Below are 16,224 nucleotides of genomic sequence, written 5' to 3'. Positions count from 1 at the left end.
ACTGAAGCAACGGAGTTTCTCAGATGGCCGACTACATCCTCGCGATCGACCAGGGCACCACCTCGTCGCGCGCGATCATCTTCGACAAGGCCGGGTCGATCGTCTCGACCGGGCAGCTCGAGCACGAGCAGATCTTCCCCAGGGCAGGGTGGGTCGAGCACGACCCGCTGGAGATCTGGCGCAACACCGGTGAGGTCATCGGACAGGCGCTGGGCAAGGCGAACCTGACCCGCCACGACATCGCCGCCGTGGGGATCACCAACCAGCGCGAGACCGCGGTGGTCTGGGATCGCACCACCGGCGAGCCGGTCTACAACGCCATCGTGTGGCAGGACACCCGGACCCAGTCGATCGTCGACCGCCTCGCCGCGGACGGCGGAGTCGAGCGGTTCAAGGCCAGGGTCGGCCTGCCGCTCGCCACGTACTTCTCGGGCACGAAGATCGTGTGGATCCTCGAGAACGTGCCCGGCGCCCGCGAGAAGGCCGAGGCCGGCGACCTGCTCTTCGGCACCACCGACACCTGGGTGCTGTGGAACCTCACGGGAGGCGTCGACGGGGGCGTGCACGCGACGGATGTCACGAACGCGAGCCGCACGATGTTCATGGACCTCGAGACGCTCCAGTGGGACGACGAGATCCTCGCCGCGTTCGGCGTGCCGCGCTCGATGCTGCCCGAGATCAAGTCGTCGTCGGAGGTCTACGGCGTCGCGAACGAGCACTCCCTCCTGCGGGAGACCCCGATCGCCGGCATCCTCGGCGACCAGCAGGCGGCCACCTTCGGCCAGGCGGCCTTCGACGCGGGCGAGGCGAAGAACACCTACGGCACCGGCAACTTCCTCATCTTCAACACGGGCGAGGAGATCGTCCACTCGAAGAACGGCCTGCTGACGACCGTCGGCTACAAGCTCGGCGACGCACCCGTGCACTACGCGCTCGAGGGCTCGATCGCCGTGACCGGCTCGCTGATCCAGTGGCTGCGCGACAACCTCGGCCTCATCTCGTCGGCGTCGGAGGTCGAGGCGCTGGCTGCGACCGTGGAGGACAACGGCGGCGCGTACTTCGTGCCCGCGTTCTCCGGGCTGTTCGCGCCGTACTGGCGACCGGATGCGCGCGGCGCGCTCGTCGGGCTCACCCGCTACGTGAACAAGGGCCACCTCGCGCGGGCCGCGCTCGAGGCGATCGCGTTCCAGACCCGCGACGTCGTCGAGGCCGTCAACGCCGACGCGGGCATCGACCTCAGCGAACTGCGGGTCGACGGCGGCGCGACCGCCAACGACACGCTGCTCCAGTTCCAGGCGGACATCCTCGGGGTTCCCGTGGTGCGACCTGTCGTCGCCGAGACGACCGCCCTCGGTGCCGCGTACGCGGCGGGCCTCGCGGTGGGGTTCTGGTCGGGCCTCGACGAGCTGCGTGCCAACTGGCAGGAGGACCGCCGCTGGACGCCGGCAATGGACGAGGCGGAGCGGCAGCGGCTCGATCGCAACTGGAAGAAGGCCGTCACGAAGACCCTCGACTGGGTCGACGAGGACGTCGCATAGCCCCCACCGCAGGTACGGTGGGACGACGGGTCGGACGCATGGGGGTGCGTCCGGCCCGTTCCACGTTCCAGGACCGTGCGCTCGCGCGGAGGTGCTGCGCCCTATGCGTTCGGCCGGCCGAGGCGCTGCGCGAGCAGTGCCGGGAGTTCGTCGAGCCCTCGGATGCGCACCACGCCCACCTCGTCGGCCTCGGCAGCATCGGCGGCGACCGGTTCGACGCCGTGGCGATCGAGCCAGACGCCGAGGAGCCCGGCACGGGCGGCGCCGATGGCGTCGGTGCGCAGGCGGTCCCCGACGTATGCGCCGGCCGAGACCGGCGCCGCGCCGCTGAATCGCCGGAGCGCCTCGTGGAAGATGCGGGCATCGGGCTTGGCGACCCCCACGTCGCCCGAGGCGACGACGTGCTCCATGCGCGCCTGCAGCGCCAGCCGCTCGACCTTCGAGGTCTGGAATGCGAGCTCGCCGTTCGTGATGATGCCGTAGCGCACGCTCGGCAGCGCCGCGGCGATCGCGTCGAGCGCGGGCAGGGCGTCGTCGTGCAGGGTCCATGCGTCGCGGTAGTGCCGGACGTACTCCCCGAACCAGGCGGTGGCCGCGGCCTCGTCGAGGTGCTCGCCGAATGCCTCCGCGAACGCGGCGGCTCGGGCGCGGCGCTGGCCCTCGTACGTCAGGGAGCCCTCGAGATAGGAGGTGTAGTGCTGCTCCTCCAGCTGGTGCCAGCGCTGCGCGGCTGCTCGCGTGTCGCCCTGATATGCACGTGCGCGCATGTGACGGGCGATGCCGGTCGCGACCGCCTCGCGATGGGCCATGAGCGTGTCGTCGAGGTCGAAGAGCACGACCGGGGTCGCCGCCGGGCCGGCCGCCGGCGAGGTCATCGATCGCCGCCGAGGATCGGGCGCCAGCTCTCGTCGACCCGCGGATCGACGGGCTCCGTGCGCACCGCGTGCCACGCGGGCAACGTGCCGCCGTCGCGTGTCGGCACCGTCGGCGCGGCCGGCTCTATGCGCCGGAATCCCGCGGCACGCGCCACCCTCGCGGAGGCGGTGTTCCCCTCGACCGCGCGCCACATCAACGAGGTGGCGCCGCGGATGCCGCCGGCCAGGACCCACTCCGTGACGGCCGTGGCGGCCTCGCTCATGAGGCCGCTCCCGCGGTGTGCGGCGCCGAGCCAGAAGCCGAGCTCGTGCTGCGCCTCGCGCACGCTGATCATGCCCATCACGGGCCCGCCGTCGGCGCCCCGGATCGCCCAGGTCAGCTCCCGGCCGCTCGCCCACGACTCGGGCACATACGATCCGAGGAATGCGTCGGCGTCAGCCCTGGTGTAGGGCCACGGCGTCGTGAGGTACCGCTCGAACAACGGATCCTGGCAGTACTCGGTCACGAGCTCGGCATCGGCGAGGCGGGGCTCGTCGAGGGTGAGCCGCGCCGTGCGCAGGGTGACCGGTCGCACGCTACGCCCGGCGGGTGAAGCCGACGCGGTCGTACGCCGCGGCGAGCATGCGCTCGGCCCGCTCGCCCGCCCGTTCCGCTCCGATCGCGAGCAACCGATCGAGCTCGGCCGGGTCTTCGAGCAGTTCGAGCGTGCGTGCCCGGATGGGCGCCAGGCGGTCGACCACCGCGTCGGCGACGTCCTTCTTGAAGTCTCCGTAGCCGCGGCCCTCGTACTCGGACTCGAGCTCGGTGATGGGGCGCCGCGTGATCGCGGCCAGGATGTCGAGCAGGTTCGAGATGCCCGGCTTCTCGGCCGGGTCGTAACGCACCTCGCGACCGGTGTCGGTGACCGCGCTCCGGAACTTCTTCGCGGTGACCGCGGGATCGTCCATGAGCTTCACGAGACCCGACTCCGAGGCGGCGGACTTCGACATCTTCGCCGTCGGCTCCTGCAGGTCGTAGATGCGGGCGGACTCCTTCGGGATGAGGGCCTCGGGCACGACGAACGTCTCGCCGAAACGCGAGTTGAAGCGACCCGCGAGATCGCGCGTCAGCTCGAGGTGCTGGCGCTGGTCATCGCCGACGGGCACGAGCTGGGTGCCGTAGAGCAGGATGTCGGCCGCCATGAGCACCGGGTAGGTGAAGAGGCCGACCGTCGTGGCATCCGCCCCCTGCTTGGCCGACTTGTCCTTGAACTGCGTCATGCGGCTCGCCTCGCCGAAGCCCGTGAGGGTGCCGAGCACCCACGCCAGCTCGGCGTGGGCGGGCACATGCGACTGGATGAAGAGCGTCGAACGGTCGAGGTCGACCCCGGCCGCCAGGTATTGCGCGGCCGTGCGGCGCACGTTGGCGTGGAGCGCCGCGGGATCTTGCTGCACGGTGATCGCGTGCAGGTCGACCACGCAGTAGATGGGGTCGTACTCGTCTTGCAGGGCGACCCAGTTGACGAGTGCACCCAGGTAGTTGCCGAGGTGCAGGGAGTCGCTGGACGGCTGCATGCCGGAGAAGACGACGGGACGGGAGGCGGTCATGCGGTGCGGATCCTTGTCGAGTGGAGTCGTGGGTGCGCGGGTCAGAGGTCGTAGTCGACGACGACCGGCGAGTGATCGGAGAACCGTGCGTCGTACGTCGCCGCGCGGTCGATGCCGTACGAGAGGGCGAGATCGGCGAGTGGGGCCGTGGCCAGCTGGTAGTCGATGCGCCAGCCGGTGTCGTTGTCGAAGGCCTTTCCGCGGAACGACCACCAGGAATAGGGCCCGTCGACCTCGCCGGCGAAGCGTCGGCCGACGTCGATCCAGCCGAGGCCGCCGCCGCGGTTGTAGTCGTCGTCGCCCTCCGCGCCGACGAAGCGATCGAAGTAGGCCCGCTCCTCGGGGAGGAAGCCGGCCCGCTTGACGTTGCCCTTCCAGTTGCGGATGTCGAGCGTGCGGTGTCCGACGTTCAGGTCGCCCACGACGAGCGCGAGCTCGGAGTGCGACGCGAGCTCGGGGAGGCGCGCCTCCATGGCGTCGAGGAAGCGGTACTTCTCCACCTGCTTCGCGGTCTCGGCCTCGCCCGAGTGGACGTAGGCGCTGACGACGGTGATGATGCGGTCGCCGACCTCGTAGTCGGCCTCGAGCCAGCGCCCGGCGCTGTCGAAGTCGGGCGCGCCGAGCTCCACGCGGTGGATGCTCGCGCGGTTGCGGCTCGCGATCGCGACGCCGGCGCGCCCCTTCGCCGTGGCGGGGTCGTGCAGGATGTCCCAGTCGTCGCCGAGCAGCGCCTGGAGGTCTTCGGTGGACGCCCGCACCTCCTGCATCGCGAGGATGTCGACGCCACGGCCGTCGAGCCACTCGCCCATGCCCCGGCGGAATGCCGCCCTGACCCCGTTGACGTTGACGCTGGCGACGCGGAGCGGTTTCGCTGAGGGCATGCCTCGATCCTACGGGAGCCCTCCGACCTCGTCGGGTGCCGGTGAGGCGGCGGCCGCCTCGAGCCGGGCGAGCTCGCCCTCAGCCCGCGAGAGTCGCCGCCGAGCGGAGATCCGCTCGAACCAGCCGGCCCGCTCGAGGTCGGCCCTGGCCTCCCTGACCCGCACCCGCGCCGCCGTGAGCAGCGCCTCCTGCTCGCGGGCGCGTTCCTCCTCCACGAGCTGCTCGGGCGTGACCCGGCGAAGCGTCTCGTTGTGATCGAAGGCCTCCACCGCGATCCAGCTGGCCGCCACGAGGATCACGATGCCGGTCAGGCGGAACCAGAGCAGCAGCGCGATGAACACCGCGAAGGTCGCGAGCAGCGGGTTCTTCCCTGCGCCGGTGATCACCAGTCCACCGAGCAGCTGCAGCACCGTCAGTGCCGCCGAGCCGAGCAGGGACCCGACCCACATCCGACGCCAGGGCATCGCGGCGCCCGACAGGAAGCGGAACAGCACCGCCAGCGCGGCGGCGTCGATCACGAAGACGACCAGCATCGATCCGGCCTGGAACAGGAGGTTCGACCACACCGAGTCGGGTGACAGGTGGAGCAGGGCGACCAGCCAGGTCCAGAGCGAGGTGGTGGCCACGGTGAGCACGGTGGCGAGGAGGAGGATCGTGCCGAACAGGAGCCCGACGATGAAGTCGCGCGTCTTCAGCAGCACATAGGCGCGGGTGTCCTTGGGCAGGAGGAAGATGCTGCGCACGGCGATCCGCGAGTAGGTGATCCACCCGATCGCGGTCCAGATCAGGCCGGCCAGGGCGACGGCGCCCGTCCAGCCGAAGAGGCTCGTGCTCGTCGTGGCGATGGTGTACAGGTCGTCGGTCGAGATGATGCCGTCGTCGCCGATGAGGCCCGGCGCATACGAGTTGAGGAGCGCGATGAACGCGTTGAGCGTCTGCGAGTCCGCGGTGAGCCAGATGCCGGCGACCGCGAACACGACGTAGACGGCCGCGAAGATGGCGAAGAGCGCTTGGTAGCTCATGCCCGACGAGAGCAGGAAGCCGTTGCGGGCGAGGAAGTGGCGCCACACTCGCACCGGGAACAGCGCCATAGTGCGATGCGTCAGGTCGCTGACCCGGCTGATCGGCTCTTCGAAGCGCTCCTTGAAGGCCTCGTTCCGCGACACGGGATGCGGCGCCGCGGTCCCCAGCGGATCATCGTCGATCGGGGTGCGCTCGCTCACGGCTCCACACTAGCGACGGGTCGACCGGGCGGCGGAAAGCGGCTCGGCAGGGACCGCCGAAGCTCATGGCGCACGCCTCGGGCCGCCCCCCGTCTTCGGGGGACAAATACGAGAAATCCTTGGAATGGCACCGGTGACGAGCGCAGACTGGCGGTCCTGAGCCCCTTACCCGAGCCGGCTCTGAACCCGTATCCCTGGAGCTGTCATGTACCCGATCATGCAGACCCGTCACGCGCGCCATTCCTCCGGAATGCGGGCGCGTGGAGGCATTCGCACCATCCTCGCCGGCGCCGTCGTCGGCGCACTCGTGATCTTCGGCGCCCCGACTGTGGCGGCCGCCGAGGAGATCCCGGCGGATCCAGTCGGGACCGAGGCGACCGTCGCGACGGAGCCCGTGGCCGAGCCGGCCGCGGAGCCGGCGCCGGCGCCCGACCCCGTCGTCGAGGCGGAGGCACCGCTCGCCGCGGTGGAGGAGTCGCCGCCGCCACCCGAACCGGATCCGGCGGCGGCGCCCGCGGTCGGGTCCGAACCGGAGGCGACGCTCTCCGATGCGACCGCCCAACAGGCCGCCGCCCGGGTCGCACCCGCCGACGCCGGGGGACCGCCCGTGACGACCATCCCCGAGTGGAACGACCACGTGGACATCTGCCACGCGACGGCGAGCGCGACGAACCCGTACGTGTTCATCAGCCCGAGCGTGCGCTCCATCATCGACCCCAACGGCGACCCGAACGACGAGTACGACGCGAACCACGCGCACTCGATGCACCAGGACTTCGGCGACATCATCCCCGAGTTCGACTACTTCGACAAGGACGGCGGGCAGCACCACTTCCCGGGCCTGAACCTCGATCTCCTGCCGATCTTCGAGAACGACTGCAACCTGCCGCCGGTCGGCGTGGTGCTCTCGGTCGCGCCGTGCCCGGCCGTGGTCACCGAGGGGCGCACCATCGAGTACGACCTGTCCGACCTCGCGATCTCGTTCGACTACGAGCTGACCGTGTACGTCGCCGGCACCACCGAGGTCGTCGGCACGGTCTCGTTCGAAGCCGCGAGCGGAACGCTGAGCGGCACCTTCAACCCGCTCCCGCCGGGCGACTACGACGTGGTGCTCCACCGTGTCGGCGCCGACCCCGAGACCGACCTCATGAGGACCATCACGCTCGAGGCCTGCCCGCTGCCGTTCTGGGAGCTGGAGAAGAGTTCGGACCCCGTTGACGGCGCCACCGTGCCGGCCGGATCCACGGTGACGTACACGCTGACCGCGACGAACACGTCCGAGGTGCCGGTCACCGACGCGGTGGCGCTCGATGACGTCTCCGACGTCCTCGACAACGCGACGCTCCAGCTCCCGCTGGCCAGCGGACTCAGCGGCCCCGTCGATGGCGTGCTGACGTGGGACATCCCCGACCTCCAGCCCGGCGACGTGGCCACCGTCAGTTACTCGGTCACCGTCGACGCCGACGCAACGGGCGAGCTCCTCCACAACGTGGTCGCGCCGACCGGCGACGGCGAGTGCCCCGTGCTCGAGGAGGACGACCCGTGCGTGGTCGACCACCCGGTGGGCGACGTGAACCTCGTGCTGGTGAAGGACGCCGCGACCGATGGCGACCAGCCGGTCGACTCGGGTGAGGGCGACGTGATCACCTACACGCTGACGATCACCAACGAGGGCCAGGTCGCGGCATTCCACAGCCTCGTCACCGACGAGCTGCCCGACGGCGTCACCTACGTCGAGGGCTCCGCGGTCATCTCACCGAACCCGGCCGAGTGGGGTCCGGTCGAGGTGGTGGACGGAGTCATGACCGTCCAGCACGACGGATACATCGAACCGGGCGACGTCATCATGATCACGTTCGATGTGACCGTGGGCGAGCTCGCGCAGCCCGGCACCGGCCCGATCCCCGACCTCGTGAACCGTGCCTGCGTGGCCAGTGAGCCGTACGAGGATCCGGGCATGAGCGGGGACGGTCCCCTGATCGGCTTCGAGGCCGACGAGTCCGACAACTGCGACGACGCGACGACACCGGTCAAGTCGATCGGCCTCACCGCCGCGGCGCAGTGCGTGAACGACACCCCGTTGTTCGATTACTCGATCACGCCGTACAACATTGACGACCCGTCGGCCAACCCGATCGTGCTGATCTGGTGGACGCCCGACGCATTCGCCGACCGTGACCCGTCGATCCCGGCGAGCGACGTCGCGGCGATCCTCGCCGACGGCGCCTCCCAGGTCGACCCGATCGCGTACCCGGACGGATGGATGAGCGGCCAGCCCATCTCCGACCAGAAGCTCTGGCCCGGCGCCGAGGTCGATGCCGCCGGCAACCCGATCGACTGGCCGGGATGGACGCTCCTCGCCGACGGCACCTGGGTCCTCGACCCGAGTGCGCCGTTCTACGACCTCCGGTCCGAGGCGGTCGTCGAGATCCGGATCAACCCGTCGAACGACGCGGTCGCGGTCTACCCGCCGCCGACGCCGAACTGCAACGCGGCGCCGCCGTCGAACACGCCGCCCACCGTGGTGCCGGCTTCGACGTCGAGCTCGGCACTCCCGGGCACGGGCTTCGAGACGGGCGGATTCCTCGCCGCCGCGCTCGGACTCCTCGTCGCCGGCGGGGTGGGACTGGCTGCCGCACGGTCGCGCCGCCGCATGACGGAGTGACCGCACAGCGCCCGTGATGACGGGCACGCGGATGCCGCGACCGAGCCTCGGTCGCGGCATCCGCTGTGCTCAGCCGACGGCCCGCGGAGCGGACGACCACCCCCGTTTTGGGACCAGCCCCCGGCCGTGCCCGACTGACAGGATGACGACTGAGTCCTATTACCCGGGACTCGGGCCCGTTCTACCCGACGGGTCGGTACAGCCCAGGGGCAGTGGCTGTCGCTTGCTGCTCCATCAACCCGAAGGCTGATGATGAGCGCGAAGACGCGTGTGCACGCCCGTTCGACCGACGACCTGCCCGACTCCCGGATGGCGCGACTCCTGCACCGCCGCTCGAGGCGGCGCCTGCTCAGCACCCTCGTCGTCGGCGCGCTGGTCGCGACGAGCGGGATGGTCGCCGTGGCGCTCGCGCCCGCGTCCTCCGCGGAGGCCGCGACGCTCACGAACGGCCTCGTCACGAGCTTCGAGATCGACGGCAACACCGCAGGCGCGAACGACTGGCAGGGCGTGGTGGGGTCCACGCCGAAGCCGCCGTACCAGACGAACATGGGTCCGTCGACCGGCATCATCGCCGCGCAGCGCACGGCCGACAGCGGCGCGACGCTCGGCTCACCCGGTACCTGTGGTGCCGCCGAGACGCTGAGCGTCTTCCCGGGCGGTGCGAAGGTCGACGACAACCCGTGGGCCGGCCTCATCAGCAACTCCGCGAACGCGAAGGGCGACGCGTGCACCGGCGGCTCGGCGTACGAGGTCGTCACGATCGGCGGGGTCCCGCACACGATCTTCTACGCGTACTGGACTCGGCTGTCGGGCAACGGCGACATGACTTCGTACGAGCTCTTCGAGGGACCGGCCGCGGGACGTGCCGACGACTACCTCATCGAGTTCAACTACGACCCGTCGGGAACACCGAACACCTCCATCCGCGTGCTGAGCTGGGACGGCAACAGCTGGGAGCCGATCGGCACGCCCATCGTCTACCAGGCCGCGGTCGGGAAGAACACCGACACCAACACGTCGGGCAACGACGCGACCTTCGGCGAGATGGCGGTCGACCTGACGGCCTCCAACCTCCTGCCGAGCGACGGCGCGTGTCGCACCTTCCTCGACGCCGGATTCATCACCCGCACGGGCAACAGCGACACCGCGACGCTGCAGGACATCCTGAAGTCGTCCAACCCGCTGACCATCACCAACTGCGGCGGCCTCGTCGTGAAGAAGGTCGCGAACCCGGCGGACGCCACGTCCGAGGACGTCTTCGACTACACCGTGACCCGTACCGGCGGTGGCATCGTGCACGACAGCACGTTGACCGGTCCGGTGCTTCCGCAGGGGAACAACAACGCGATCGCCGCGCCGATCGGCGTCGGGGACACCCACACCTGGGGCAACGTGTTCGCCGGCACCGACTACCAGCTCGCCGAGACGGTCGATGCCGGACAGCCGTGGGTGCACCAGTCCACCGTCTGCACGGTGACGAACCCGTCGACCAACCAGGTCGAGACCTACACGAACCAGCCCTTCAAGCTCTTCGTCGGGGCCACCACCACCTGCGTCATCACCAACTCCACCTCGGGCGTGAAGATCACGAAGGTCGCCCAGGGCGACCCGACCACGTTCGACTTCGCCGTCAACGGCACGCCGGTGAAGGTCGACGGCGGACAGAGCTCCGCGGTGACGTACTTCGTGCCCGGATCGACCGTGACGATCAACGAGTTCCCCGAGCCCGGCACGCCCGCCTGGCATCTCACCGACCTCACCTGCTCCACCCCGGCCACCACCACCCTCGCGACCGGCACCGCCGTGGTGACCACGGTCGCCGGGCAGATCACCGAGTGCACGTTCACCAACCGGCAGGACGGCGCGATCAGGATCATCAAGAACGTCGCGGGGGCGAACGGCACGTTCGACTTCACGACGACGATCCCCGGGGGTCCGTTCCAGATCACGACGACCGGAGACGCGAAGACCGGGTCGAAGGACTACACGAGCGTCGCAGCGGGCGACTACACGGTGACCGAGACGACGCCGGCACCCGCGTACGACCTCACCGCCCTCACCTGCACCGACGACGCCACGGGCGTCGCCTCGACGGGCGATGTGGCGACGGGCGTGGCGAGCATCCACCTCGAACCGGGTGAGCTCGTCACCTGCACCTACACGAACACGCAGCGCGGCAACATCATCGTCAAGAAGGAGACGAACCCCGACGGGGCGACGACCTCCTTCGACTTCACCCTCACGGGCCAGCCCGGCTTCGCGTTGAAGGACGGCGGCGAGAAGGCATTCAACCAGGTCAAGCCCGGCACCTACACCCTCACCGAGGCGGCGCTCGCCGGGTGGGATGTCACGAGCATGACGTGCACCAACGAGAACCCCACCACGGATTCGCCGATCACCATCACGCTCGACCCGGGCGAGACGGTCACCTGCACCGTGCTCAACACCGCGACGCGCGGCGAGGTCACCGTCACCAAGCACGTGGACGGCGCCGACGACTGGGCCTTCCAGATCGGGATCGACCCGGTTCCCGGCGGCCAGCAGAACCCGAAGACCGTCTCCGACGAGACCCCGACCGCCAAGTGGACCGACCTCATCGTCGGCCAGACCTACACGCTGAGCGAGCCGACCGTCGCCGGGTACACGACGCAGGGCTTCACCTGCAACGTCGGCGAGAGCCTTCCCGGAGCGAAGTGGCAGTTCACCGTGACCCCGGGTCTCGTCGTGACCTGCGACATCACGAACGTCGCCACCCCCGGCGAGGTGACCGTCGAGAAGACGGTGGCCGGTGTCGCGCCCGACACGGACTGGGAGTTCGACCTCACGATCTCGCCGAGTGTCGGGGTGACCCCCGGTGCCACGCAGACGGTGAGCGGCTCGGGCAACACGAGCGACAGCGTCACGTGGAAGCACCTCGACGTCGGCACCGAGTACACGATCACGGAGAAGCCCCGGGCGGGCTGGACCGGTGGCGCCGTCGAGTGCGGCCCCGACTCGAACCCGAACCTGGCCGGAGACCAGTTCATCGTCACGCCGGGCTTCACGCTCTCGTGCACCGTGTTGAACACGGCCACAGCGGGTTCCGCGAAGATCACGAAGACCTCGGTCGGTGCCGGCGGCACCTTCACCTTCGTGCTCACCCCGCTCGCCCCCGCGGGCGCCCCGGTCGAGCAGATGATCACGACCCCCACCGGCGGCGGGTCGGCCGAGACGACGTTCGCCGACCTCGTGCCCGGAACGACCTACTCCCTGGCCGAGAAGAACCCCGGGAGCGGCTGGGTCGCGGGGGAGCTCACCTGCACCGTGAAGCACGCGGGCAGCGATGCCGCACAGCCGGTCACCGAGAGCGGCTTCACCGTGCAGGCGGGCGATGTCTTCGCCTGCGACATCACGAACACGGCCAAGGGCAAGATCATCATCGTCAAGAACATCGACGGTGCTGACGGGACCTTCCAGTTCACGGGCACCTGGCCCTCGGGCGGCAACCCCTCGGTCGGCGCCTTCGACATCGCCACGGCCGGTGGTGTCGGTACGAAGATCTACGACTCCGTCGTGGCCGGCAGCTATAGCGTCACCGAACTGCTGACGAACAGCTACGTCGGTCACCTCGTCGGCTGCGTGGAATCGCGCACGGGCGGAGCCGATGGCGGCTCCTCCATCGACCAGGCGAACGCGCTGAAGGGCCTCATCGACCTCGATCCGGGCGAGACGGTCACGTGCACCTACTCGAACACCGAACTGTCGACGATCATCATCGACAAGGTGGTGCCGGGCGTGGGTTCGATTCCCGGCGGTGCATCCGTCGCCTTCCCGTTCACGTTCGACAACGGTGACGACCCCGCCACCGACTTCACCCTGACCGACGGCGACCCGGCGAAGGTCTTCGGGCAGCTCCTGCCCGGGACCTACACCGTGCACGAGTCGGGGACGGCGAACTGGGACCTCCAGGGCCTGGAGTGCTCGCCGAGCGGTGGTGTCGAGGTCACGGATGCCACGGCGGCGATCACCCTCGCGGCCGGCCAGACCGTCACGTGCACCTACACGAACGTGCCGGACACGGGCGACGTGACGGTGCGCAAGATCGTCGCAGGGGTACCGCAGGGCTACCCCTTCGACTTCGCGATCACGATCTCGCCGGCGGTCACCGGTCAGGACGCGACCCAGCACGTCACGCAGGGTGACTCCAGCGTGAGCTGGAACGACCTCGTGGTGGGCCAGACCTACACGCTCTCCGAGGGCGACGTGGGTGGCTGGAACGAGGGCGACGTCATGTGCAACAGCGGCGACCTCGAGGACGCCGATGCGGCGCTCGCCGGATTCCAGTTCCTCGTGACGCCGGGCCTCTCGCTCAGCTGCACCGTCACCAACACGGCGCAGCCCGGTGACGTCACCGTCACCAAGCACGTCACCGGCGTCCCCGTCGGATTCGACTGGGAGTTCCCGCTCACGATCACGCCGGCCGACGGCGTGCTGCCGCAGGCCGAGCAGTCCGTGTCGGGAACCGGCGACGAGACCGACAGCGTGACCTGGACGAACCTCGCGATCGGCACCGTCTACACGGTCGCCGAGGGCGAACTGCCCGAGGGCTGGTCTGGCGGCGCGGTGGTCTGCACCGACGACGACCCGGCGACGACGGGGAACCAGTTCGTCGCGACGCCGGGCGCCTCGCTCACCTGCGAGGTGACCAACGACGTCGTGCCGCCGACCGGCGTGATCTCGAAGGACCTCACGTCCATCGAGCAGGACGCCGACGGCACCTGGGACCTCGTCTATGAGGTGACCGTCACCAACCAGAGCCCGGTCGCGCCGCTCGTCTACGACCTCGACGACGAGCCCTACTTCGGCGTCGGCGTCGTGATCAACGATTCGTCGGCGACCGGACCGTCGGATGAAGCCGCGAACTGGGACGCGGAGGCGTCGAACTTCGTGCTGGCGCGGGACGCGTCGGTCGCGGCATCCGGCACCGACACGTACATCATCACGATCAACGCGACCGTGCCTGAGCAGGTCTACGAGACCAGCCAGGACCTCTGCCAGCCGGGCGACACCGAGCCGGGCGGATTCCGCAACACGGCGTTCCTGACCGTCGGGGAGGGTGAACCGCTCGCCGCAACCGACTGCGACGAGCCCGGACGCACGACCGTCACGAAGGACGTCGTGGGTTCGCCCGAGAACCTCGGCGGGGGCGACTGGAAGGTCGTCTACGAGGTCGTGGTGACGAGTCAGAGCGACCACCTCGACCTGTACTACGACCTCGAAGACGACCTCGGCTTCCCGGCCGGCGTCACGATCGAGGACGCCGCGGCAACCAACGACGCCGGCGTCGACACCTCGGCGTGGGACGGCGACAGCGAGACGGTGCTCGCCGACGACGAGGTGATCGCTCCGCTCGACGTGCACACCTACACGATCGTCGTCGTGGCGAACGTGGTGGACATCACCGACCTCGACGACGTGACCTGCCTCGCCTCGACGAGCGGCCACGGGTTCTTCAACGGGGCGACGCTGCTCAACGGCACGATCGTCACCCCGGTCGACGACTGCGCGACGATCCCGGTCGGACGCATCCAGCTCCAGAAGACGGTCGACAACTCGGCACTCGAGGCGATCCTCAGCCGGATCGACCTCGGCGGGGTGACGCCGGGATCGCTCTCGGTGCTCACTCCGGGCGACTGGAACCTCACCGGCGACAACGCCGCGAAGGCGACGCAGCTGCTCGTCAAGGGCGACGCGGGCCTCGTGTTCACGGTGCCCACGGGCGACTACTCGCTGCTCGAGGCGATCTCCCAGGCGAAGGCCGACTACCCGCTCCTCGCGTACTACTTCAACGGCGACTGGCTGTGCGGCGTCGACGGCGGCGCGAGGGTGGACACGAATGACGTCGGTACGGTCACCCTCGGTCACCTGACGAGCTGTGCGGTCGAGAACGAAGCCGAATCGGTCGACGTCAGCCTCGAGAAGGCGTACGAGCTGGCCGAGGGCGCGACCGCGGTCGACGCCGGCGACGAGTTTGACTACGTGCTCACGGTGCGGAACAACGGAACGCTCCCGGTCGCCGAGCTCGACATCGCCGACACCATCGACGCCAGGTTCGCGATCACGGGTGCGGCGACCTTCGACCCCGCGGCCGGATGGACCGAGACGACACCCGTCGACGACCCGGCGACCACCGACATCAACGAGGCGAACCAGTTCTCCGCCCACGGCGTCGGACCGTTCGCGCCGGGTGACGTCGTGACGGTGCACATCCCGGTCACGATGCTCCAGCCCGCACCGGTCGGCACGCCTCCCGTCGTCGGGCCGAACGATCCGCCGCCCGTGGTGGAGCCCGTCGACCTCGGTGACATCCCGAACGACGCGTGCGTCGCGATCACGGAGACCGAAGGCGCGTTGGCGGACCTCATCTCGACCAACGACTGCGATGACGTCGACGTGCCCCAGAAGGCCATCGACTCCGGCGCCTACCCGCGCTGCGTGAACGACGTGCCGTACCTGTACTACGACATCCAGGTGTCGGACAGCGTCGCGCCGGGCCCGATCACCGTGACCTGGACGTCGGGCGACGGCACGCTGACCAAGGTCGAGACGATCCCGTGGGACGCTCGCAGTGGGCGGCTGCTCTGGCCGGGCGCCGCGGTCGACGCGAACGGCATCCCCTACCAGTTCCCGGGATGGCGCCCGATCACCGAGCAGGACCTGATCACGCCGCCGACGCCGGGCACGAGGTTCGTCGACCTCATCCTCGATGAGACCGTGCCGACGTACCCCTGGCGCGACATGGTGAACCCGGCGACGGTGACGTTCTCGATCAACCCGAGCCAAGCGGTCCTCGTCACCTACCCGCAGGCACTGCCGTCGTGCGCGATCGTGCGTCCGCCCGACCTCGACATCGAGAAGACGGCGAGCGTCTCGTCGACGGCGCCGGGCGGCGACTACGAGTACACGCTGAAGGTCACCTCGGTGGGAACCGGGGGAGCGGAGCCCGTCGAGATCTTCGACGCGATCCCGACCGACCTCCGCGTCGACTCGATCGACACGGCGCCGGCGCCCGCCTTCCCCCGCTGGGAGGACTGCCAGGTGACGGGCAAGGACAGCGCCGGCTACGGAGGCGTGCTCCACTGCGACCTCCTGGGCGTGCTCGGGCCGAACCTCACGACGGCGCCGCCGATCACCCTCGGCGTGCACGTGAACGGCGCGAGCCACGCGACATCCATTTCGAACACCGGCGAGGTCTGCTGGGACGACGCGGATGCCCCGGACGACGCAGAACCGGTCATCACCTGCGCGGACGACACCGTCGACGTGCCCGTGAAGCAGGCGGCGATCGCCTCGACCGGACTCGACGTCACGCCGTTCGTCTGGGGCGGCGGGATCCTCGCCCTCCTGGGCGCGGTGCTCGTCGGCCTGACGATCATCCGCCGCCGTCGCGAGGTGCGCACGGAGGCCTGAGACAG

General features: G+C 69.7%; 8 protein-coding genes. 3 read left to right on the top strand and 5 right to left on the bottom strand.

Translation table 11 applies throughout. The features are described from left to right. The first annotated feature begins 23 nt into the window (after positions 1-23). Positions 24-1,538, top strand: a complete 1,515-nt coding sequence (gene glpK, locus J2X63_RS01950; protein ID WP_309973339.1) for a glycerol kinase GlpK — start codon at positions 24-26, stop codon at positions 1,536-1,538. A 101-nt stretch (positions 1,539-1,639) separates the two neighbouring features. Here the strand turns inward: glpK and J2X63_RS01945 are convergent, their stop codons facing one another. From J2X63_RS01945 to J2X63_RS01925, 5 genes are read right to left on the bottom strand one after another with little or no spacing between them, the layout of a single operon-like run. Further along, a complete protein-coding gene (locus J2X63_RS01945; RefSeq protein ID WP_309973337.1) occupies positions 1,640-2,413 on the bottom strand; it encodes an HAD family hydrolase in 774 nt (257 codons plus the stop codon). Then, positions 2,410-2,988: a GNAT family N-acetyltransferase gene (locus J2X63_RS01940; protein WP_309973335.1), complete on the bottom strand. Its 579-nt coding sequence runs from the start codon at positions 2,986-2,988 to the stop codon at positions 2,410-2,412. The genes J2X63_RS01945 and J2X63_RS01940 overlap by 4 nt, the downstream gene beginning before the upstream one ends. A gap of 1 nt (position 2,989) precedes the next feature. Next, on the bottom strand, positions 2,990-4,000 hold the full coding sequence (trpS, locus tag J2X63_RS01935) for a tryptophan--tRNA ligase (RefSeq protein ID WP_309973332.1): 1,011 nt from the start codon (positions 3,998-4,000) through the stop codon (positions 2,990-2,992). A 41-nt stretch (positions 4,001-4,041) separates the two neighbouring features. Beyond that, positions 4,042-4,881: an exodeoxyribonuclease III gene (locus J2X63_RS01930; RefSeq protein WP_309973330.1), complete on the bottom strand. Its 840-nt coding sequence runs from the start codon at positions 4,879-4,881 to the stop codon at positions 4,042-4,044. Between the two features lie 9 nt (positions 4,882-4,890). Further along, positions 4,891-6,105 (bottom strand): YihY/virulence factor BrkB family protein, encoded by a 1,215-nt coding sequence (locus tag J2X63_RS01925; RefSeq protein WP_309973327.1) that lies wholly within the window; start codon positions 6,103-6,105, stop codon positions 4,891-4,893. A 250-nt stretch (positions 6,106-6,355) separates the two neighbouring features. Here J2X63_RS01925 and J2X63_RS01920 point away from each other — a divergent pair, with 250 nt between their 5' ends. Then, on the top strand, positions 6,356-8,770 hold the full coding sequence (locus tag J2X63_RS01920) for a hypothetical protein (protein ID WP_309973326.1): 2,415 nt from the start codon (positions 6,356-6,358) through the stop codon (positions 8,768-8,770). Between the two features lie 252 nt (positions 8,771-9,022). Then, complete coding sequence (locus J2X63_RS01915; protein WP_309973324.1) at positions 9,023-16,219, top strand: DUF5979 domain-containing protein; 7,197 nt, start codon at positions 9,023-9,025, stop codon at positions 16,217-16,219. Positions 16,220-16,224 lie beyond the last annotated feature (5 nt).

Origin of the sequence: Agromyces sp. 3263 (assembly GCF_031456545.1) — a bacterium.
In the GTDB taxonomy this organism is placed as follows: Bacteria; Actinomycetota; Actinomycetes; order Actinomycetales; family Microbacteriaceae; genus Agromyces.
Note: the sequence above shows the minus strand (reverse complement) of the source record. Positions and strands in the feature narration are given on the sequence as shown.